Here is a 19,644-nt window from a genome sequence, read left to right on the forward strand (position 1 = left end):
GTATGCTCCCCGACCCCGCATCGACCCGTCGGCTCATTCTGCCGAACCGGCGCAAGTCGTGATCCGCGACGCCCCATACACTGGATCGTTATGAGCACGATCGGGCAGAGCGAGCGAGTAGAGGGTGCGATGAATGAGCAAGGCGCCACGCAGCGTGACCACGTGAGCGTCGAGTCAGTCTTCCCCCGGCTCGAGGCGCTGCTGCCGAAGGTGCAGAAGCCGATCCAGTACGTGGGTGGCGAGCTCAACGCCGTCGTGAAGAACTGGGAAGACACCGTGGTCCGCTGGGCCCTGATGTACCCGGACGCGTACGAGGTGGGCCAGCCCAACCAGGGCGTCCAGATCCTCTACGAGGTGCTCAACGAGCTGCCCGACGTCCTCGCCGAGCGCACGTACTCGGTGTGGCCGGACCTCGAGAAGCTGATGCGCGAGCACAAGGTGCCGCAGTTCACCGTCGACGCGCACCGCCCGCTGGGCGCGTTCGACCTGTTCGGGGTGTCCTTCTCCACCGAACTGGGCTACACGAACCTGCTGACCGCGCTGGACCTGGCCGGCATCCCGATCGAGGCCCGCGACCGCGACGAGACCCACCCGGTGCTGGTCGCCGGCGGGCACGCCGCGTTCAACCCGGAGCCGATCGCCGACTTCATCGACGCCGCCGTGCTCGGCGACGGCGAGGAGGCCGTGCTGGAGATCACGGAGATCGTGCGGGCCTGGAAGCTGGAGGGCTGCCCGGGGGGCCGCGACGAGCTGCTGCTGCGTCTCGCGCGCACCGAGAGCGTCTACGTGCCCAAGTTCTACGACGTCGACTACCTGCCCGACGGCCGGATCCAGCGCGTCGTGCCGAACCGGGCGGACGTGCCGTTCCGGGTGCACAAGCGCACGACGATGGACCTGGACGCGTGGCCGTACCCGAAAAAGCCGTTGGTTCCGCTCGCGGAGACGGTGCACGAGCGCTACGCGGTCGAGATCTTCCGCGGGTGTACCCGTGGCTGCCGGTTCTGCCAGGCCGGCATGATCACCCGCCCGGTGCGCGAGCGCAGCATCACCACGATCGGCGAGATGGTCGACAACGGCCTCAAGGAGTCCGGCTTCTCCGAGGTCGGGATGCTGTCCCTGTCTTCGGCGGACCACTCCGAGATCGCCGAGATCGCCCGGGGCCTCGCTGACCGGTACGAGGGCCAGAACGTCGGGCTGTCGCTGCCGTCGACCCGGGTGGACGCCTTCAACGTCGAGCTGGCCAACGAGCTGACCCGGGGCGGCAAGCGCTCCGGCCTGACGTTCGCGCCCGAGGGCGGCTCGGAGCGGATCCGCAAGCTGATCAACAAGATGGTCACCGAAGAGGACCTGATTCGCACCGTCGTCACCGCGTACAAGGGCGGCTGGCGCAACGTGAAGCTGTACTTCATGGCCGGGCTCCCCACGGAGACCGACGAGGACGTCATGCAGATCGCCCGGCTCGCCAAGGACGTGATCATGGCCGGCCGGGAGGCCACCGGCTCGCGTGACCTGAAGTGCACCATTTCGATCGGCGCGTTCGTGCCGAAGCCGCACACCCCCTTCCAGTGGGCCCCGCAGGCCGATGTCGAGACCGTGAACCGCCGGCTCAAGGCGCTCAAGGCCGCCATCGTCACCGACAAGTCGATCGGTCGCGCCGTGGGTGTCCGCTACCACGACGGGGAGCCGTCGATGGTCGAGGGCCTGCTGTCGCGCGGCGACCGCCGGGTCGGCGCGGTGATCCGCAAGGTGTGGGAGCGGGGTGGCCGGTTCGACGGCTGGTCGGAGCACTTCTCCTACCAGCTGTGGATGGAATGCGCGGCCGAGGTGCTGCCGGAGTTCGGGCTGGACCTTGACTGGTACACGACGCGGGAGCGCGGCGAGACCGAGGTGCTGCCGTGGGACCACCTCGACTCCGGGCTCGACAAGGAATGGCTCTGGCAGGACTGGCAGGACGCCGTCAACGAGGTCGAGGTCGAGGACTGCCGGTGGACGCCGTGCTTCGACTGCGGCGTCTGCCCGACGATGGACACCCAGATCCAGATCGGCCCCACCGGCAAGAAGATGTTGCCGTTGGTCGTCAAGCAAGTAGTCGGATAAGGGTGCATAAATGAGCAAGCGTCGTCAACCGGACAACCCGCAGGCCCCTGTCGTCCAGCGGGTCCGGCTCCGGTACGCCAAGCGCGGGCCGCTGCGCTTCATCTCGCACCGCGACTTCGCCCGCGCCTTCGAGCGGGCGCTCCGCCGGGCCGAGGTGCCCATGGCGTTCTCCCAGGGCTTCAGCCCGCACCCGAAGATCTCCTACGCCTCCGCGGCCCCGACCGGGGTGGCCAGCGAGGCGGAGTACCTGGAGCTCGGGTTGCAGCGCGAGGTCGACCCGGCGGAGCTCGTCCGGGCGTTGGACTCCGTGCTGTCCCCGGGCATCGACGTCCTGGACGGGGTCGTCGCGGCCCCCGGCACCACCCTGGCCGACCGGATCGACGCCTCTCTTTGGCGGATCGAACTACCTGGAGTGACCCACGTCGATGCGACCTCCGCCGTGGCCGCCTTCCTGGCTGCCGAGACCATCGAGGTCGAACGGCTGATGAAGCAGGGAATGCGCAAGCTGGACGCCAGGGAACCGGTGATTTCGATGATCATCTCGCAGGTCAGCGAGGTTGATCCGGCACCGTGTGTGATAATCGAACTCGTCGTACGGCATGTGACACCGTCCGTGCGACCCGACGATGTGTTGAGTGGCCTGCGCGTGCTCGCCGGCCTGGAGCCATCGGAACCGCCCCGCGCGTTCCGGTTGGCACAGGGGGCGCTCACCGAAACGGGCGACATTGTTGATCCGCTCGAGGCGGATCGCACGACCATCGGCGGAGAGCGCGGCGTGGAGACCGTCTCCGCGTAGCGCCGGCCGTCAATCGTGACGGGCCGGGTCAATCGACCCGGTTGGCCAGACTTCGGCGACTCGCCCCTCGAGCCGCCGCGAACAGCGTCCGACCCTGAGTGGCAGCGTTCTCGCGCCCGGGGTACGGCAGAACTGGAGAACACCCGGATGCTCGACAACGAGCCGACGGGCGGTACGGAGACGGGCCACGAGCCCACCACCGAAACCGCCGCAGATACAGAGACCACCACCCGTCGCACCCGTGCGCCCCGCAAGAGGGCGGTGAAGGCCGCCGCTCCCGAGGTGGTGGCCGACGCCGACGGCCAACCAGCTGAGGTGGCGGAGAAGCCAGCCCGGCGTACCCGGAAGAAGGCCGCACCGGCCGCTGTCGCCGCCACGGAGTCCGCGACGGCCGAAAGCACGCAGCCGGCCGTGGCTTCCGCGTCCGGGTCGGATTCCGCCGGGTCGGGGCGGGCGGCGTCGGATGTCGCGGTCGCCGCACCAGTCGTGACGGGAGCGGCCCCGGCTGCCTCCGAGCAGGCCCCGGTCGCCGCTGATCGGGCCGCGTCCGCCGCCGTCGCCCAGCCTGCCGCGTCCGCGAGTCCGGTCCAGCCGGTCGCCGCCGACGAGGAGACCTTCCTGCCCGAACCCGCCCGGGCCGAGTCGACCCAGGTCCGTGAGCGCCGCCGGGCCACCCGCCCGGCCGGCGCGCCCGCGCCCGTCTTCCGCGGCACAGAGCCGGCCCCGGTCGTCGCGGCGTTCCCGCAGCCGGTGGTTCCCGCACCCGTGGCGCAGGAGCCGGCCGCCGAGGCGGCTCCCACGACCCGCGTCCGTCGGGCGACCCGCCCGGCCGGTGCGCCGACCCCGGTCCGGCGCGACCCGGAGCCCACCGGCACCGGTTCCGAGACCCCCGGGGCGACCGTTTCCGGATCCACCGCCACCGGTTCGGCTGCGGGCACCCGGACCGCGCCGGCCGATTCCACCAGCGCCCGGACCGCGCCGGCCGCAGCCGAGGCCACCGACGCCCAGGCCGAGGCCCCGACGCGTACCCGTCGCACCCGGACCCGGGCCGTCAAGCCCGAGCCCGTAGCCGTCGTCGAACCGGACATCGAGGACCTCGACGCCGAAGAGGACGAGGTGCTCGAAGAGGTCGCCGAGGTCATCGAGGCCGTCGTCGAGCCCGAGCCCGAGCCGGAGAAGCCGACCGGCCGTCGCCGCCGGGGTGCCGCGGCCGCCGCCACCGTGCTGTTCATGCCGCCGGAGCCCGTCGTCTCGCCGGCCCCCGTGGCGGCGCCGGCGTCGTTCTCGCCGTTCGAGGTCCCGGCTGTCGCGCCGTTCGCCGTGCCGGAGCCGGTGGCCCGCCCCGTGCGGTCCGCCGACGACGAGGACGAGGACGAGGCCCCCGTGGGCCGTCGCCGCCGGACCCGTCGGGGTGCCGCGGCGGCCGAGGAGGCCCCGCTCGACGAGGCCGACGAGGTCACCGACGCCGAGGAGGCGGAGGAGACCGACGAGGACGACGAGGACCACGAGTCCCCGGAGAGCCGGCGCAACCGCCGCCGCCGTGGCCGGCGTGGCCGGGGCCGGGGCAAGGGTGGCGCCGACGACTACGACGACGAGTCCGAGGACGAGCCGACCGCCGAGTCCGAGACCGAGGCCGAGGAGGCCGACGAGGACGAGGAAGCCGCCGACACCGAGGTCGCCGCCGACGGTTCGCTGCGCCGTCGCCGCCGGTCGCGCCGCCGCCGGGGTTCCGGCGACGCCGAGACCAGCGACGACCCGAACGTCGTAGTCAAGATCCGTGAGCCGCGCAGTGCCGTCGACGAGGTACAGGGCGTCTCCGGCTCCACCCGCCTGGAGGCCAAGCGCCAGCGCCGCCGGGACGGCCGCGAGCAGCGCCGGACCCGCCCGCCGATCCTCACGGAGGCCGAGTTCCTGGCCCGCCGCGAGGCCGTCGACCGGGTGATGGTGGTCCGCCAGCTCGGCGACCGTACCCAGACCGCCGTTCTCGAGGACGGCATCCTGGTCGAGCACTACGTGGCCCGCGCCTCGCAGTCGACCATGGTCGGCAACGTCTACCTCGGCCGGGTGCAGAACGTGCTGCCCAGCATGGAGGCCGCGTTCGTCGACATCGGCCGGGGCCGCAACGCGGTGCTGTACGCGGGCGAGGTCAACTGGGAGGGTGCCGGCCTGTCGGGCCGCGGTCGCTCCATCGAGCAGGCCCTCAAGCCGGGCGACTCGGTGCTCGTCCAGGTCACCAAGGACCCGGTCGGCCACAAGGGCGCCCGCCTGACCAGCCACATCGCGCTTTCGGGCCGCCACCTGGTGTACGTGCCGCACGGCAACGCCAGTGGCATCAGCCGCAAGCTGTCGGACACCGAGCGCAAGCGGCTCCGCGACATCCTCAAGCACCTGGTGCCCGAGGAGGCCGGCGTCATCGTGCGCACCGCCGCCGAGGGTGCCAGCTCCGAGGAGCTGGAGCGCGACGTGACCCGGCTGCAGGCGCAGTGGGAGACGATCGAGAAGAAGTCGAAGTCCGGCAGCGCCCCCGTGGCCCTGTACGAGGAGCCCGACCTGGTCATCCGGGTCGTCCGGGACCTGTTCAACGAGGACTTCCGCGAGCTGGTCATCGAGGGCGAGGACGCCTGGGAGCAGGTGGAGCCGTACCTGGCCCACGTGTCCCCGGACCTGGTCGACCGGCTCCGTCGGCACACCGGCACCGTGGACGTGTTCCAGGCGCTGCGGATCGACGAGCAGATCATGAAGGCGCTCGACCGGAAGGTGTTCCTGCCGTCCGGTGGCTCGCTGGTCATCGACCGCACCGAGGCCATGACGGTCGTGGACGTCAACACCGGGAAGTTCATCGGGCACGGCGGGAACCTCGAGGAGACCGTCACCAAGAACAACCTGGAGGCGGCCGAGGAGATCGTCCGTCAGCTCCGGCTGCGCGATATCGGCGGCATCATCGTCATCGACTTCATCGACATGGTGCTCGAGTCGAACCGCGAGCTGGTGCTGCGCCGCCTGACCGAGTGCCTGGGCCGGGACCGGACCAAGCACCAGGTCACCGAGATCACCTCGCTCGGCCTGGTCCAGATGACCCGCAAGCGGATGGGCCAGGGCCTGCTGGAGGCCTTCAGCGAACAGTGCGACTGCTGCAAGGGCCGGGGCCTGATCATCCACACCGAGCCGATCGTCGACGGCGCGCAGGGCGGCGGCCAGTCGGGCCGGGGCGGCCACAACACGGCCCCCGCAGCGCCGGCCAGCTCGGGCGGTTCCGACGAGCCCCGCGAGGGCAAGAAGAGCCGGCGTCGCCGGGGCAAGGGCGAGTCGACGGAGGCCGAGTCGGCCGCCGACGACGCTCCCGAGTCCGCCGAGGTGCCGGAGCCGGTGCTGGTCGGAGCGGTCTCGGCCGCCGGGTCCACCTCGACGATCACTGTCCGGGCCAGCGACGACGACCCGGACGCCGCTGTCGACGCCGACGAGGCGGGCGAGGGCGAGCACGAGGGTGGTCGTCGTCGCCGGCGCAGCTCGTCGCGGCGGCGCGGAAAGTAACGGAAAGTAACGATGCGTTAACGGTGGCCCTGGCGGAGACGCCGGGGCCACCGGCGTTTCCGGGCCCCGCCGCCCGCCCGGCTGGCTGCGGCGCGCCGGGCTTGCCGCGCTCCGCCAACCACGCTGAGCCTTGCGAGGTGCGCCGAGCCCCGCACCGTGCGTCGTGCGGCGCAAGCCGCGCCCCACCAGGCGCTACCGGTCCGCTCCGGCCCACCTGCTTCGGCCCGCTGCCGCCCGCCAGGCTCCTGCCCCGCCTGCCCCAGCCCGGGGCGGCGCTGTCACCGCCCGTGCCGCGCTACGGTGCGGTAACGAAGCCTTCCGCCGCCTCCGACCCGACCCGTTCGGGTGGGTATGGTCGGCGTCACACCCCCGAACGATGGAGCACGAATCATGCGTCTCATCCGTGTCGCCGCCGTCCTGGCCGTCGCCGCCGCCCTCAGCGCCGGTTGCGGTGCGGCCAAGAAGACCGACTCGGCGGCCAGCCCAGGCGCCACGCCGGGCAGCAGCGTCTCGGGGGCGGCCCCGGGCGGCAGTGCGAGCCCCGGGGGGACCGGGGACGCGACCGCGGGCGCGTCGGACAACACGAAGGCGGCGTGCGCGGCCACCAAGACGGCCGTACAGGGCGCGATGGCGGAGATGAGGACGCCGCTCACCCAGATGATCGAGGCGGGCGTCAAGGGCGACGAGGCGGGTCGGAAGGCCGCAGGGGACAAGCTGAAGAAGCTGTTCCTCGACGCCGCCACGAAGGTGGAGGCCCAGGCCAAGGTCGCCACGGACGCGAAGCTGAAGACGGCGCTGACGGACATGGCCGGGTCCTACCGCACGGCGGGTGAGGCGTTCGCCAGCGGCAAGGAGGACGCCCTGGCCGACCCCAAGTTCGACGCGGCGGCCGATGTCTACGTCGGTGTGTGCGGCGCGTAGACTCATAGCTCGGCTGCGCGGGGGACCGGAGACGGTGCTCGTGGCCTCACCGGGATCGATTGCCTGGTGAGCTGGCGCACAGGGGCCCGATTTGAGGCCCGGCACCCCGGTGAAGTACCCTTGCCTACGGCGCATCTCGGTGCGCCACGTTCTCGCGTGTCCCCGGTGCGGTAGGCAGCCATCGCCCGCGAGAAGCCGCGAGACCTAGCAAGAACGATGTCCGAAACGCCGCAAGCCTATTGAGTAGACAGCGGCTGCCACAGCGAGGAGACCTGCGTCATGTACGCGATCGTCAAGACCGGCGGCAAGCAGTACAAGGTCGCTGAGGGCGACGTGATCGAGGTTGAGAAGCTCGTTGGCGCGCCCGGCGACACCCTTACTCTGCCTGCGGTCCTCCTGGTCGACGGCGCCGAGGTCATGACCGACGCCGCGAAGCTGTCCGGCGTTGCCGTGACCGCCGAGCTCGTCGCTCACACCAAGGGCCCGAAGATCCGGATCCACAAGTTCAAGAACAAGACCGGCTACCACAAGCGGCAGGGTCACCGTCAGCCGCTGACCCAGGTCAAGGTCACCGGCATCCAGAGCGGGAAGTAGGCGCCGACATGGCACATAAAAAGGGTGCGTCAAGCTCGCGGAACGGGCGTGACTCCAACGCCCAGCGGCTCGGCGTCAAGCGGTTCGGTGGCCAGCTGGTCTCCGCCGGCGAGATCCTGATCCGCCAGCGGGGCACCAAGTTCCACCCGGGTGACCTGGTCGGTCGCGGTGGCGACGACACGCTGTTCGCGCTGTCGAGCGGCCACGTGCTGTTCGGCACGAAGCGCGGTCGCAAGACCGTGAACATCGTGCCGCTGGAGACCGCAGCCGCTGCGTAGCTCCGTAAGCGTCGAAGGACGGGCCAGAGTTCTTTCTGGCCCGTCCTTTCATTTTTAGCGTTATTTTCAAGACATAAGGAGGCGCTGTGGCCACGTTCGTAGACCGGGTGGTGCTGCACGTGCAGGCCGGTAACGGCGGCCATGGCTGCGCGTCCATCAAGCGTGAGAAGTTCAAGCCGCTCGGCGGGCCCGACGGGGGCAACGGCGGGCACGGCGGCAACGTGATCCTGAAGGTCGACCCGCAGGTGCACACCCTGCTGGACTTCCACTTCAAGCAGCACGCCAAGGGCGGAAACGGGCAGCCGGGCCAGGGTTCGTACAGGGACGGGGCCAACGGCACAGACCTCGTCCTTCTGGTACCGGACGGCACAGTCGTGCACTCCGCGACCGGCGAGGTCCTGGTCGACCTGGTCGGCAACGGCACGGAGTTCGTGATCGCCGAGGGTGGCCGCGGCGGCCGGGGCAACGAGTCCCTGGCCAACAGCAAGCGCAAGGCCCCGGGCTTCGCGGAGTTGGGCGAGCCGGGCGAGGCGCACGAGGTCGTCCTGGAGCTCAAGAGCGTCGCGGACGTCGGCCTGGTCGGTTACCCGAGCGCCGGCAAGTCCTCGCTGATCGCCGCGTTGTCGGCGGCCCGGCCGAAGATCGCCGACTACCCGTTCACGACCCTGGTGCCGAACCTGGGCGTGATCCGGATCGACGACAAGACGTTCACGATGGCCGACGTGCCGGGGCTGATCCCGGGCGCGGCGCAGGGCAAGGGCCTCGGGCTGGAGTTCCTCCGGCACATCGAGCGCACCGCCGTCCTGGCGCACGTCATCGACTGCGCGACCCTGGAGCCGGGCCGCGACCCGATCTCCGACATCGACGCGCTGGAGCACGAGCTGGCGGAGTACGGCGGGCTGGCCGACAAGCCGCGCCTCGTCGTCCTGAACAAGATCGACGTGCCGGAGGCCCGCGAGCTGGCCGACCTGGTCCGCCCGGAGATCGAGGCCCGTGGCCTGCGGGTCTTCGAGGTCAGCGCCGCGACCCGCGAGGGCACCAAGGAGCTGACGTACGCGCTGGGTTCCATCGTCGCCGAGCACTGGGCCAGCCAGGTCACGCCCGAGCCGACCCGGATCATCCTGCGCCCGAAGGCCGTGGACGACACCGGCTTCAAGGTCGAGGTCGAGGAGGACGGCACCTTCGTGGTCATCGGCCAGCGGGTCCAGCGCTGGGTGCTGCAGACGAACTTCAACAACGACGAGGCGATCGGCTTCCTCGCGGACCGGCTGGCCCGGATCGGCGTCGAGGACGCGCTGGTCAAGGCCGGCGCGAAGCCGGGAGCCCCGGTGCGGATCGGCACCCGCGAGTTCGACTGGGAGCCGACCGTCTACGCGGGCATGGACGTGTCGCCGGTCGGCCACCGGGGCACGGACGCCCGGATGGAGACGACGGACCGCAAGCGCGCCTCGGAGCGCAAGGAAGAGCGCAACCAGCGCCGGGTCCGGTCCGAGGACGACACGGACGGCGACTACATCGTCGAGGAGTACGAGGTCTGACCGCCGTCACCGGGTCGGGCCCGCCGTACCGAATAGTGATCTTAAAATCACTATTCGTTATGGAGGTCCCCGACCCGGTGGGGCCGGTTCAGGCGTGCTCTTCAGTCGAGCAGGCCGATCGCGGCGCGGGCCCGGCTGACCGTCGGGTAGGCGGTGTCGCGGGCCCGCTTCGCGCCGCCCAGCAGCGCCTGGCGCACGTCGGACGGGTCCAGCGCCGCGTAGCGCTCCTGGATCGGGGCCACGGTGGCCACCACCGCGTCGGCCACCGCCGCCTTGAGTTCGCCGTAGCCGGTGAAGGTGCCGGCCAGTTCGCGCGGGTCGCCGGAGGTGCACGCCGCGAGAATCGTGAGCAGGTTGGCCACGCCCGGCTGCTCCTCGGGGGCGAACCGGACGACGCCGAGGGTGTCGGTCACGGCCCGCATGACCTTGCGGCGGATCACGTCCGGCGGGTCGAGGAGCTGGATGCTGCCGTGGTCGGTGGCGCCGGTCTTGCCCATCTTGCGGTTCGGGTCGCCGAGGTCCATGATCCGCGCGCCGACCAGTGGGGCGACGCCGACGGGGACGGTGAAGGTCGTGCCGTACAGGGAGTTGAACCGCTGGGCGACCGTGCGGGTCAGCTCCAGGTGCTGGAGCTGGTCCTCGCCGACCGGCACCTGGTCGGTGTCGTGCAGCAGGATGTCGGCCGCCATCAGCACCGGATAGGTGAGCAGCGAGATCCGGGAACCGGTGCCGCCCTTCTCCTTGAACTGGATCATGCGGTGCGCCTCGCCGTAGTGGGTGACGCATTCCAGCAGGTAGTGCAGTTCGGTGTGTTCGGGCAGGTGGGACTGGGCGTAGAAACACGACGGGTCGACGCCGCTGGCCAGCAGCAGGCCGGCGCACTCCATGGTCAGGGCGCGCAGCGTGGTGGGGTCGTGCTGGACCGTCATGGCGTGCAGGTCCGCGATGAACACCGTGGTGTCGCTGTCCTGCCGGCGGGCGGCGATCGGCCGGACCGCGCCGATCAGGTTGCCGAGGTGCAGGTGTCCGGTGGGCTTGAAGGCGGTGAGCAGGCGGGGCATGGGTTTCTCCTGGTTTAGAAAAGCCCCGAACCCAGGTGCAACGACAACGGCCGCCCCGGATCGGGGCGGCCGCGTCAGAATCTGTGCGCGTAGGTCGAGGACCGCCCGGTCAGGGCAGCCACCAGCTCAGGGTCGTCGACATCCGCATCCGTCGACCGTAGCAGGACCGCCCGGTGGGCCGGAAGTAGAATCCTCCGAATGGCCGCATCTCCGAGGGACAGATTCATCACCGTGTACGGGCGGATGCCCGTCCTGGAGGCGCTACGGGACCCGGCGCTGGAGATCGAGAAGATCGTGATCGCCGAGAACGCCTCGGGCCGGTCCCTCGACGAGATCCGTGACCTGGCCAAGCGCTACCGGGTGCCGGTGGAGTTCTCCACCCCGTCGCGGGTGAAGTTCCTCGCCGGCAACGGCAAGCACGACCAGGGCGTGATCGCCGACATCGTCGCGCCCCGGATGGGCCGGCTGGAGGAGTTCCTGGAGTGGCGGGGCTCCCGGCCGACGAAGCTGTTCGTTCTCGACGGGGTGACCAATCCGAGCAACGTGGGCATGATCCTGCGCTCGGCCACCGGGGCCGGGTTGGACGGGGTGGTCCTGCCCCGGGCCGGTACCCCGCATGTCGGGCCGCTGGTCATCAAGGCGTCGGCCGGGGTGGCGTTCGCCGCGCCGATCCTGAACGCCGACACGGCGCTGCAGGCGGCGGATCTGCTGCGCGCCGCCGGGTACACGCTGTACGGCCTGTCGGCGGACGCGCCGGCCTCGCTGTTCGACGCCCGGTTCGCCGAGTGCGCGGCCTTCGTCCTGGGCGGGGAGACCGACGGGCTGACGGTGCCGACCGACGAGGACGTGGCGATCCCGATGTGGGGCGGGGTGGAGTCGCTGAACGTCGCGGCGGCCGCCTCCGTCGTGGCGTTCGAGATCGCGCGCAGGGAGATAGGGTCGACCGGTGCCTAGTCTGACGCGTACCGAGGCCGCCGAGCGCGCCGCCCTCCTCACCGTTCGTGCCACCGATGTCGCGCTCGATCTGACGACCGGTGACACGGAGTTCCACTCTGTGACCACGATCCGGTTCTCCTCGACCGGCCCGAGCACGTTCGTGGACATCAAGCCAGCGACGCTGCACTCCGCGACCCTCAACGGCGTCGCCCTGGACGTGGCGGCCTTCGAGGACGAGCGGCTGCCGTTGACCGGCCTGGCCGCCGAGAACGAGCTGGTCGTCGTCGCCGACATGCTCTACTCGCACGAGGGCGAGGGCCTGCACCGGTTCGTCGACCCGGCCGACGGGCGGGTGTATCTGTACGCGCACAGTTTCATGGACGCCGCGCCCCGCTGGTTCGCGTGCTTCGACCAGCCGGACCTGAAGTCGCCGTACACGTTCACGGTGAAGGCGCCCGAGGGCTGGACGGTGCTGGGCAACGAGGCCGCGACGCTGGTCGACGGGCTGTGGCGGCTGGAGGAGACGAAGCCGCTGTCGACGTACTTCGTCACGTTGATCGCCGGGCCGTACCACGCGGTGCGCTCCGAGCACGACGGCATCCCCCTGGGGTTGTACTGCCGCCAGTCCCTCGCGGAGTTCCTCGACGCCGACGCGGAGGAGCTGTTCACGGTCACCGGGGAGTGCTTCGACGAGTTCCACCGGCTGTTCGAGGTGCGCTACCCGTTCGGGAAGTACGACCAGGTGTTCTGCCCCGAGTTCAACGCGGGCGCGATGGAGAACCCGGGCTGCGTGACGTTCCGCGACCAGGTGATCTTCCGTGGCGCCGTGACCGACAGCGAGCGCGGGATGCGGGCCATGACCGTGGCGCACGAGATGGCGCACATGTGGTTCGGCGACCTGGTGACGATGCGTTGGTGGGACGACCTGTGGCTCAACGAGTCGTTCGCCGACTACCTCGGGCACCGGGTGACCGCCGACGCGACCCGGTTCACGGAGTCGTGGACGGCGTTCGCGGTCCGGGACAAGACTTTCGGGTACGCGGCCGACCAGCGCCCCTCCACCCACCCCATCTCAGGCAAGGTGCCTGACGCGGCGTCCGGCCTGCTCAACTTCGACGCGATCTCCTACGCCAAGGGCGCGTCGGTGCTCCGCCAGCTCGTGGCCCGGATCGGCGACGACGCCCTGCTCGCGGGGCTGCGGGAACACTTCGCCCGGCACGCGTACGGCAACGCCGAGCTGAAGGACTTCCTGGCCGCGTTGTCGGAGTCCAGCGGCCGGGACCTGTCCGACTGGGCGAAGGTGTGGCTGACTGAGGCCAATGTGAACACCCTGCACCCGGAGATCACGGTCACCGACGGGGTGATCACGGCGGCGGCGATCCGGCAGACGGCCGCCGACACCCACCCGGTGCTGCGCCCGCACACCCTGGGCGTCGGCCTCTATGACGAGGACACGTTCGACGTCGTCCGGGTCGAGGTCGACGGCGCGCTGACCGAGCTGCCGCAGCTCGTCGGCCGGCCCGCCCCGAAGGTGGTGCTGCTCAACGACGGTGACCTGACGTACGCCAAGGTGCGGTTCGACGACCGCTCGCTGGCCGCGCTGCCCGAGGTGCTGCCGAAGCTGTCCAGCCTCAACCGGGCGATGGTGTGGGGGGCGCTGTTCCAGGCGGTGCGCGACGGCGGGCTGTCCGCTGTCGGGTACGCGGATGTGGTCGCCGGTGCCGTAGCCGCCGAGTCCGAGGTCACGACCCTCACGGTGCTGATCCGGGTCGCCCGCACGCACGTCGTGGACGTGTTCTGCACTCCGGACGAGCGGCCCGGCGTGCTGGCCCAACTGGCCGGCGCGTACCGCTCGATGCTCGCCGACGCCGAGCCCGCCAGCGGCCGGGCGCTCGCGGTGTTCCGGGGCCTGATCGACGTGAGCGTCGACGTGCCCCAGCTGCGCGGCTGGCTGGACGGCGACGGCGTGCCGGCCGGGCTGACCGTGGACGTCGAGCGCGCCTGGCAGATCCGGCTCCGGCTCGCCGTGCTCGGCTCGCTGACCGGTGCCGAGCTGGACGTGGCCGCCGCGGCGGACCCGAGCGCGCACGGCCAGGCCAGCGCCGACATGTGCCGGTCGGCCCGGCCCACGCCGGAGGCCAAGGCCGGCGCCTGGGAGGCGCTGATGACCGACGGCGGCTTGTCCAACTACACCGTCTGGTCGCTGGCGGAGGGCTTCTGGCAGCCGGAGCAGCAGGAGCTGACCGCGCCCTATGTGGAGCGGTTCTTCACCGAGCTGCCGGTGGCCGGGAAGCTGCGGTCGTTCCAGGTGCTCGAGCGGCTGGCGAACCTGTTGTACCCGCGCTACGCGGTGGCGGCGGAGACCCTGCGGCTGACGGCGGACCTGCTGGCCGGGGACGACCTGGCGCCGCCGGTCCGCCGTGCTGTGGTGGACCGGTCGGACGACCTGCGGCGGGCGTTGGAGGCGCGCGGCTAGCTGGCCGGGTGCGTGCGGCCCGGCGGCCCGGTGCTCGAGGGCGGGCGGTGCGCTAGGCGGTCATCCGGAAGTCGAACTCCGGCGGGAGCGGCACCTGCGGGTGCGTCTCCCGCCAGAGTTCGTCCAGGGACGTCTCGCCCTCGCGCAGGTTCGGCACGACCAGCCCCCGGGCGAACACCCCCGCTGCGCGGGTCCGGTCGCCGAGCGCGAGGGCCGCGCGGAGTTCGAGCAGGTCGAGACGGCCGTGGAGTCCCGGCACCGCCAGCGCGAGGGCCTCCGCCGCGCGGTCGGCGGACAGCAGCGCGTCCCCGGCCTCGGCGCGCAGTTGCCAGCAGTCGGGGGCCAGTTCGACGGCCGCGAGGTAATCGTCGGGCGAGCTGGTGAGATGGGCCAGCGCGCGCAGGGCCCACGCGGTCGGAGTGGCGGCGACCGACTGCCGCAGCGCCGCCGTCGCGCCGTCCGGGTCGGTCCGCGCCGTGATCAGGCCGATCTGGTACCAGGTGTGCCAGTCCCGGTCACCTGACCGTTCGAGCAGGTCCAGCCAGTACGCGGAATGTTGTGGGACCGCGGGGGACGCGGTGGCTGGCAGGTGGCCGGTGGCGCGCAGGGTCTGCCAGGGGAGCTGGTCGGGGCCGAGGTCGCCGGGGAACGCGCCCTCCAGCACGCCCCAGCCGGAGCCCTCGTGGAGCCGGGCGCCCGGCGCGTCCCACCAGCGGGGCCAGTCGGCGAGCCGGTCGCGGAGTACCCGGAAGTCGAGGGTGTCGGCGACGGCGGCCCGGGCGGCGTCCCAGCCGTGACCCACGTCGGCGCCGACCGGGCCGTAGGCCTCCACCCACGCGAAGGTCTCCCCCGGCGGCAGCGGCACGTGGTCGAGCTGGGTCCTGGCCAGCCCGGCCTGGATCTCCGCGTAGCCGCCGCCGAGCCAGTCCTGCCAGTGCCGGCCGCCGGGGGAGTCGCCCCAGACGAACAGCTTGCGGCCGGTCAGGCGCGCGGTGGACTGCTGCACCAGGCCGTGCCCGTCCGGCCCGACCGCCGCGATCCACGGCTCGTCGGTGTCGAGCTTGAAGAAGTAGTCGGCGGCGTGCGTCGCCTCGGCCGGGTGGCTGTAGTCGTGGCCGTCGTGCACCGGCGCTTCGATCAGGGTCAGCTCGCGGGTGTAGTCGTAGCGGTAGCTGTGGTCGGCGGGGGCCACGACGCGGCAGTCGACGGGGACGGCGATGTTGGACCACCAGTACACGGGAACGGTCCCGTCGGTGGGATTGGTGATCCGGACGTGCACGAACAGCCTGTGCGACCCGGGCGGCAGGCAGAAGTCGATCTGGTACGGCGTGCCGTTCACCCGCTCGAACTCCCACACCCGCAGCACCGGCCCGTCGGTGGTGTCCACCCGGGCGGCGTGCATCGGCGCGCAGGTCAGCGGGGTGTGACCGGTGGTGCCGATGTTCCACTCCACCCCGCCGGCGAACCACGCGTCGCGCAGCGCCAGGTTGCCGGGCTGGAACACCGGGTTGCGGTGCAGCAGCTCGCGGCCCTCGTGCTCCAGCGACCACAGCCGGGCGCCCAGGTCGAGGGCGATCGTCGCCCGCACGTGCTCGTTCTCCAGCACGGCGACCCGCAGCTTCCCCGGGAGCAGCTCCCTGCCGTAGCCGTCCTGGGTCGGGTACGGGAAATGACCGGGCAGGCCGGGCAGCGCCGGCAACGGGGAGTCCGGGCCGAGTCCGGCTGTGGGCAGCGTCATGTCCGCGATAGTGAGCTCGGTCATGCTCCCGGACTCTACGCTGGCGATCATGGAGCCTGTGAAGAGACGGATCGGGATCATGGGTGGCACGTTCGACCCGATCCACCACGGTCACCTCGTGGCCGCCAGCGAGGTCGCCGACCGGTTCGCGCTCGACGAGGTCGTGTTCGTGCCGACCGGGAAACCGTGGCAGAAGTCGGGCGCGCCGGTCAGCGCCGCCGAGGACCGCTATCTGATGACGGTCATCGCCACGGCGTCCAATCCGCGGTTCCAGGTCAGCCGGGTGGACGTGGATCGACAGGGTCCGACGTACACGGTTGACACTCTTCGCGACCTTCGTGCGCATTTCGGGGCCGAAGTTGATCTCTTCTTCATCACCGGGGCCGACGCGTTGGACAAGATCCTGTCGTGGAAGGACACGGCGGAGATGTTCGCGCTGGCCCACTTCATCGGCGTCACCCGCCCCGGCTACGAACTCAGCGACGCCCACCTGCCCGACGACGCGGTGAGCCTCGTGGAGGTGCCGGCGATGGCGATCTCGTCGACGGACTGCCGGGCCAGGGTCGCCGTCGGCAAGCCGGTCTGGTATCTCGTCCCCGACGGTGTGGTGCAGTACATCGCCAAACGCCGTCTTTACGAGTGGGAGTAAGGCGGGGTCGCGTGCGAGACTGGGTTGTTGAGTCGGGCACACGTGCCGGACATGGTGGGATAAAAGGAGCATTGTGACTGCATCTGAGCGCGCCGTGGAGATCGCCCTCGCCGGCGCTCAGGCCGCGGCGGACAAGAAGGCCGAGAACATCTCGATCATCGACGTCAGCGACCACCTGGTGATCACCGATGCCTTCCTGATCGCGTCCGCCCCCAACGAACGCCAGGTCCTCTCCATCGTCGACGCGATCGAGGAGGCCCTGCTCCAGCTGCCGGAGAAGGCCAAGCCGGTCCGGCGCGAGGGCGGCAACCCCTCCGGGCGCTGGGTCCTGCTCGACTTCATCGACGTCGTCGTGCACGTCCAGCACAACGAGGAGCGCGAGTTCTACGGCCTCGACAAGCTGTGGAAGGACTGCCCGATCATCGAGTTCCAGGACCGCGACCTGACCGAGCAGCTGGTCGAGTCCGAGTAGTGAGCCGGCTGATCCTCTGGCGGCACGGCCAGACCGCGTGGAACTCGATCGGCCGCATGCAGGGCCAGACCGACATCGACATGGACGCCACCGGCCACGCCCAGGCGGCGGCCGGCGCCGAACTCCTGGCCGCCATGGGACCAGCCAAGATCGTGTCCAGCGATCTGCGCCGCTGCTATGACACCGCTGTGCACCTCGCCGAGCTGACCGGGCTGCCCGTGACCACCGACAAGCGGCTCCGCGAGCGCTCGTTCGGTGACTGGGAGGGGATGACGGGGACCGAGGTCGCTGAGCGGTACCCCTCCGACTGGGAGCTGTGGAGCACCGGCCAGCCGCTGCACGGCCACGGGATCGAGGACTACGACGCCGTCGCCGTCCGGATGCACGCCGCGATCACCGACGCCGTCGCCGACTGCGACGGTCTCGTCGTCGTCGTCACCCACGGCGGCTCGTCCCGCCGGGCGTTGGCCGCGCTGATCGGCGTGCCCGGGTTCAGCGAGGCGATCGGCGGGCTGTACAACTGCCGGTGGACGGAGCTGCGGCAGCGTAACGGCGTGTGGAAGCTGCACGCGCACAACGTCGGCGAGCCCGTGGGGGCGACGCCGCCGGGGCAGGGCGTCCAGGAAGCCGGGAACCGGGCGCGGGGCGCGCACGTCTGAGGCGTATGAGACGCGTCGGTGTGGTGCTCGGAGTGCTCGTCGTGGTCGCGGGATGCGGGTCACCGGCCCCTTCCGGTCCTGCCGCATCACCACCCGCGGCTCCCACCGCACGGTCCGCGTCGCCCGCCTCGACCCCCGGGGGTTCCACGATGATGCCGTCCAACCCGCCCACCAAGGGCGAGCTGACCCTGACCGGTACCGTCGAGGACGGGGTCGAGAAGGGCTGCACGATCCTGCGCACCCCGGTCGGGGTGTATCTCCTGCTCGGCGGCGACCGGACGCTGATCGGCGAGGGCAACCGGATCACGGTGCGGGGACGGGCGGAACCGGGCCTGCTGACGACGTGCCAGCAGGGGATCCCGCTGCACGTGCTGGAGGTCCGGGCGGCCTGACGGGCCCCGGGCACGTGACGGTGGACTCCCTCCTGCCGCACCGGGCCTCGCCGGCCCCGCTGGGCACTAGCCTGAGGTGATGTCCCGTCGACGCGTCGCGGTGGTCACCGACTCCACCGGCTGCCTGCCCCCGGCCCTGGTGACCCGCCACAAGGTCACGGTCGTTCCTCTGTACGTGCTGCTGTCCGGCACCGAGGGGCGCGAGGGCATCGACGTGACCTCCGCGGACGTGGCGGCGGCGCTGCGGGCCCGGCGGTACACGGCCAGCACCTCGCGGCCGACGCCTGAGGAGTTCGCCGTCGAGTACCGCCGACTGCTCGACGCCGGCGCGCCCGGCGTGGTCTCCGTGCACCTGTCCGCCAAGCTCTCCGGCACCCACGAGTCCGCGCTGCTGGCCGCCCGCGAGTTCGGGGACAAGGTCGTCGTGGTCGACGCGGGCAGCACCGGCATGGGCCTCGGATTCGCCACCCTGGCCGCCGCGCGGGCTGCGGCGTCCGGCGCGGCACTCGACCGGGTCGCAGCCGTCGCCGCGGACACCGCCGCCGCCGCCAGCACATACTTCTACGTGGACACCCTCGAGTTCCTCCGCCGGGGCGGCCGGATCGGGGCGGCGTCCGCGCTGCTCGGCACCGCGCTGGCCGTGAAGCCCATCCTGCACGTCGAGGGCGGCGAGGTCGTCGTCCAGGAACGGGTCCGGACCGCCTCACGCGCCCTCGCCCGGCTCATCGACCTCGCGGTCGCCGTCACCGACGGGCCGGTGGACCTCGCCGTGCACCACCTGGCGGCCCCCGACCGGGCGGCCGACGTCGCCGAGCAGCTCCGGGAGCGGCTGGGGGAGCGGTTGGGGGATCTGTACACGACGGAGGTCGGGGCGGTGGTGGCCGCCCATGTGGGGCCGGGGCTGATCGGCGTCGTGGTCAGCCCCCGCACCTCCTGAAGACCGTTCATTCCGGTACCGCGGCACCCGCCCCGGGTCCGCCGGCGGCCGTGGTGGGCTTCCTCGGACCCTGGCGGCGTTGACGAGGCGCAATCCGGGCCGTGGCGGCGTTGACCAGCGTCGTCTACGGGCCGAGGCGGGACTGACCAGGCGTGGTCCTCGGTCCTTGACGGGGCTGACCGGGGCCGGGTTGTCCACAGGGTCGGTGGTTATCCACAGGGGAGCTGTCGGGGCTCCTGGCGGGATCTAGCTTTCGTCCGTGCCTACCGAAACTCCCGTCTGGGCCGACACGGTCCGTGCCCGTCTGATCCGCCTCACCGGCTCCGAGCCGTCGCTGTCCACGTCCGGCCCCGACGACGAGGACTGGCCTCCACTGCCGGACATTCCCAACGGTCCCTTTCCGGTGCGCGGAGGATCCGACGACGGTGCCGCCGTCCCTCTACGTGGGAGGTCTGGCGACGGCGCCGTCGTGGCAGGGCGTGCCGGCCCGGAGCAGCAGCCGCTCCTCGTGGTCCGGGCCCGTCGTTCGCCCGGAGATCTGGGCGGGCCGGTGGTGACCGTCCATGCCG

General features: G+C 71.4%; 16 protein-coding genes. 14 read left to right on the plus strand and 2 right to left on the minus strand.

Annotation, left to right across the window (positions count from 1 at the left end):
• The first annotated feature begins 162 nt into the window (after positions 1-162).
• From IW245_RS34525 to obgE, 7 genes are all read left to right on the plus strand, one after another.
• Positions 163-2,097, plus strand: a complete 1,935-nt coding sequence (locus tag IW245_RS34525) for a TIGR03960 family B12-binding radical SAM protein (protein ID WP_233473076.1) — start codon at positions 163-165, stop codon at positions 2,095-2,097.
• Between the two features lie 10 nt (positions 2,098-2,107).
• Entirely contained in the window at positions 2,108-2,893 is a 786-nt protein-coding gene (locus IW245_RS34530; protein ID WP_197007292.1) for a TIGR03936 family radical SAM-associated protein, read from the plus strand.
• A gap of 147 nt (positions 2,894-3,040) precedes the next feature.
• The gene (locus IW245_RS34535; RefSeq protein WP_197007293.1) at positions 3,041-6,424 is read left to right on the plus strand and encodes a ribonuclease E/G; all 3,384 of its coding nucleotides are present in this window, start codon (positions 3,041-3,043) and stop codon (positions 6,422-6,424) included.
• A gap of 390 nt (positions 6,425-6,814) precedes the next feature.
• Positions 6,815-7,345 carry a hypothetical protein gene (locus tag IW245_RS34540; RefSeq protein WP_197007294.1) on the plus strand — a complete coding sequence of 177 codons (531 nt, stop codon included), beginning with the start codon at positions 6,815-6,817 and terminating at the stop codon, positions 7,343-7,345.
• Positions 7,346-7,624: 279 nt separating this feature from the next.
• Entirely contained in the window at positions 7,625-7,939 is a 315-nt protein-coding gene (gene rplU / locus IW245_RS34545) for a 50S ribosomal protein L21 (RefSeq protein ID WP_197007295.1), read from the plus strand.
• A gap of 8 nt (positions 7,940-7,947) precedes the next feature.
• A complete protein-coding gene (gene rpmA / locus IW245_RS34550) occupies positions 7,948-8,217 on the plus strand; it encodes a 50S ribosomal protein L27 (RefSeq protein WP_197007296.1) in 270 nt (89 codons plus the stop codon).
• An 86-nt stretch (positions 8,218-8,303) separates the two neighbouring features.
• Positions 8,304-9,755: a GTPase ObgE gene (obgE, locus tag IW245_RS34555; protein ID WP_197007297.1), complete on the plus strand. Its 1,452-nt coding sequence runs from the start codon at positions 8,304-8,306 to the stop codon at positions 9,753-9,755.
• A gap of 101 nt (positions 9,756-9,856) precedes the next feature.
• Here the strand turns inward: obgE and trpS are convergent, their stop codons facing one another.
• The gene (gene trpS, locus IW245_RS34560; protein WP_197007298.1) at positions 9,857-10,816 is read right to left on the minus strand and encodes a tryptophan--tRNA ligase; all 960 of its coding nucleotides are present in this window, start codon (positions 10,814-10,816) and stop codon (positions 9,857-9,859) included.
• A gap of 198 nt (positions 10,817-11,014) precedes the next feature.
• Between trpS and IW245_RS34565 the strand changes: the two genes are divergently transcribed.
• Positions 11,015-11,770: a TrmH family RNA methyltransferase gene (locus IW245_RS34565; protein ID WP_197007299.1), complete on the plus strand. Its 756-nt coding sequence runs from the start codon at positions 11,015-11,017 to the stop codon at positions 11,768-11,770.
• Positions 11,763-14,228 (plus strand): aminopeptidase N, encoded by a 2,466-nt coding sequence (gene pepN / locus IW245_RS34570; RefSeq protein ID WP_197007300.1) that lies wholly within the window; start codon positions 11,763-11,765, stop codon positions 14,226-14,228. The genes IW245_RS34565 and pepN overlap by 8 nt, the downstream gene beginning before the upstream one ends.
• 52 nt (positions 14,229-14,280) lie before the next feature.
• Here pepN and IW245_RS34575 read toward each other — a convergent pair whose 3' ends face one another.
• The gene (locus IW245_RS34575; protein ID WP_197007301.1) at positions 14,281-15,990 is read right to left on the minus strand and encodes a DUF5107 domain-containing protein; all 1,710 of its coding nucleotides are present in this window, start codon (positions 15,988-15,990) and stop codon (positions 14,281-14,283) included.
• Between the two features lie 25 nt (positions 15,991-16,015).
• On the opposite strand from IW245_RS34575, the gene nadD reads away from it, so the two are divergent.
• From nadD to IW245_RS34600, 5 genes are all read left to right on the plus strand, one after another.
• On the plus strand, positions 16,016-16,615 hold the full coding sequence (gene nadD / locus IW245_RS34580) for a nicotinate-nucleotide adenylyltransferase (RefSeq protein WP_197007302.1): 600 nt from the start codon (positions 16,016-16,018) through the stop codon (positions 16,613-16,615).
• Between the two features lie 73 nt (positions 16,616-16,688).
• Positions 16,689-17,087 (plus strand): ribosome silencing factor, encoded by a 399-nt coding sequence (gene rsfS / locus IW245_RS34585; RefSeq protein ID WP_197007303.1) that lies wholly within the window; start codon positions 16,689-16,691, stop codon positions 17,085-17,087.
• Positions 17,087-17,746: a histidine phosphatase family protein gene (locus tag IW245_RS34590; protein ID WP_197007304.1), complete on the plus strand. Its 660-nt coding sequence runs from the start codon at positions 17,087-17,089 to the stop codon at positions 17,744-17,746. The genes rsfS and IW245_RS34590 overlap by 1 nt, the downstream gene beginning before the upstream one ends.
• Before the next feature lie 149 nt (positions 17,747-17,895).
• Positions 17,896-18,138 carry a hypothetical protein gene (locus IW245_RS34595; RefSeq protein WP_197007305.1) on the plus strand — a complete coding sequence of 81 codons (243 nt, stop codon included), beginning with the start codon at positions 17,896-17,898 and terminating at the stop codon, positions 18,136-18,138.
• A 79-nt stretch (positions 18,139-18,217) separates the two neighbouring features.
• Positions 18,218-19,075: a DegV family protein gene (locus tag IW245_RS34600; protein WP_197007306.1), complete on the plus strand. Its 858-nt coding sequence runs from the start codon at positions 18,218-18,220 to the stop codon at positions 19,073-19,075.
• The last annotated feature ends 569 nt before the right edge of the window (positions 19,076-19,644 follow it).

The sequence above is a fragment of the Longispora fulva genome (assembly GCF_015751905.1).
Classification (GTDB): domain Bacteria; phylum Actinomycetota; class Actinomycetes; order Mycobacteriales; family Micromonosporaceae; genus Longispora; species Longispora fulva.

What these genes read in the sequence shown, in the direction of transcription:
- IW245_RS34530 (WP_197007292.1), top strand. Translation starts at nt 2,108, where the DNA reads ATGAGCAAGCGTCGTCAACCGGACAACCCGCAGGCCCCTGTCGTCCAG.
- IW245_RS34535 (WP_197007293.1), top strand. Translation starts at nt 3,041, where the DNA reads ATGCTCGACAACGAGCCGACGGGCGGTACGGAGACGGGCCACGAGCCC.
- IW245_RS34540 (WP_197007294.1), top strand. Translation starts at nt 6,815, where the DNA reads ATGCGTCTCATCCGTGTCGCCGCCGTCCTGGCCGTCGCCGCCGCCCTC.
- rplU (WP_197007295.1), top strand. Translation starts at nt 7,625, where the DNA reads ATGTACGCGATCGTCAAGACCGGCGGCAAGCAGTACAAGGTCGCTGAG.
- rpmA (WP_197007296.1), top strand. Translation starts at nt 7,948, where the DNA reads ATGGCACATAAAAAGGGTGCGTCAAGCTCGCGGAACGGGCGTGACTCC.
- trpS (WP_197007298.1), bottom strand. Translation starts at nt 10,816, where the DNA reads ATGCCCCGCCTGCTCACCGCCTTCAAGCCCACCGGACACCTGCACCTC.
- IW245_RS34565 (WP_197007299.1), top strand. Translation starts at nt 11,015, where the DNA reads ATGGCCGCATCTCCGAGGGACAGATTCATCACCGTGTACGGGCGGATG.
- IW245_RS34575 (WP_197007301.1), bottom strand. Translation starts at nt 15,990, where the DNA reads ATGACCGAGCTCACTATCGCGGACATGACGCTGCCCACAGCCGGACTC.
- nadD (WP_197007302.1), top strand. Translation starts at nt 16,016, where the DNA reads ATGGAGCCTGTGAAGAGACGGATCGGGATCATGGGTGGCACGTTCGAC.
- IW245_RS34595 (WP_197007305.1), top strand. Translation starts at nt 17,896, where the DNA reads ATGATGCCGTCCAACCCGCCCACCAAGGGCGAGCTGACCCTGACCGGT.
- IW245_RS34600 (WP_197007306.1), top strand. Translation starts at nt 18,218, where the DNA reads ATGTCCCGTCGACGCGTCGCGGTGGTCACCGACTCCACCGGCTGCCTG.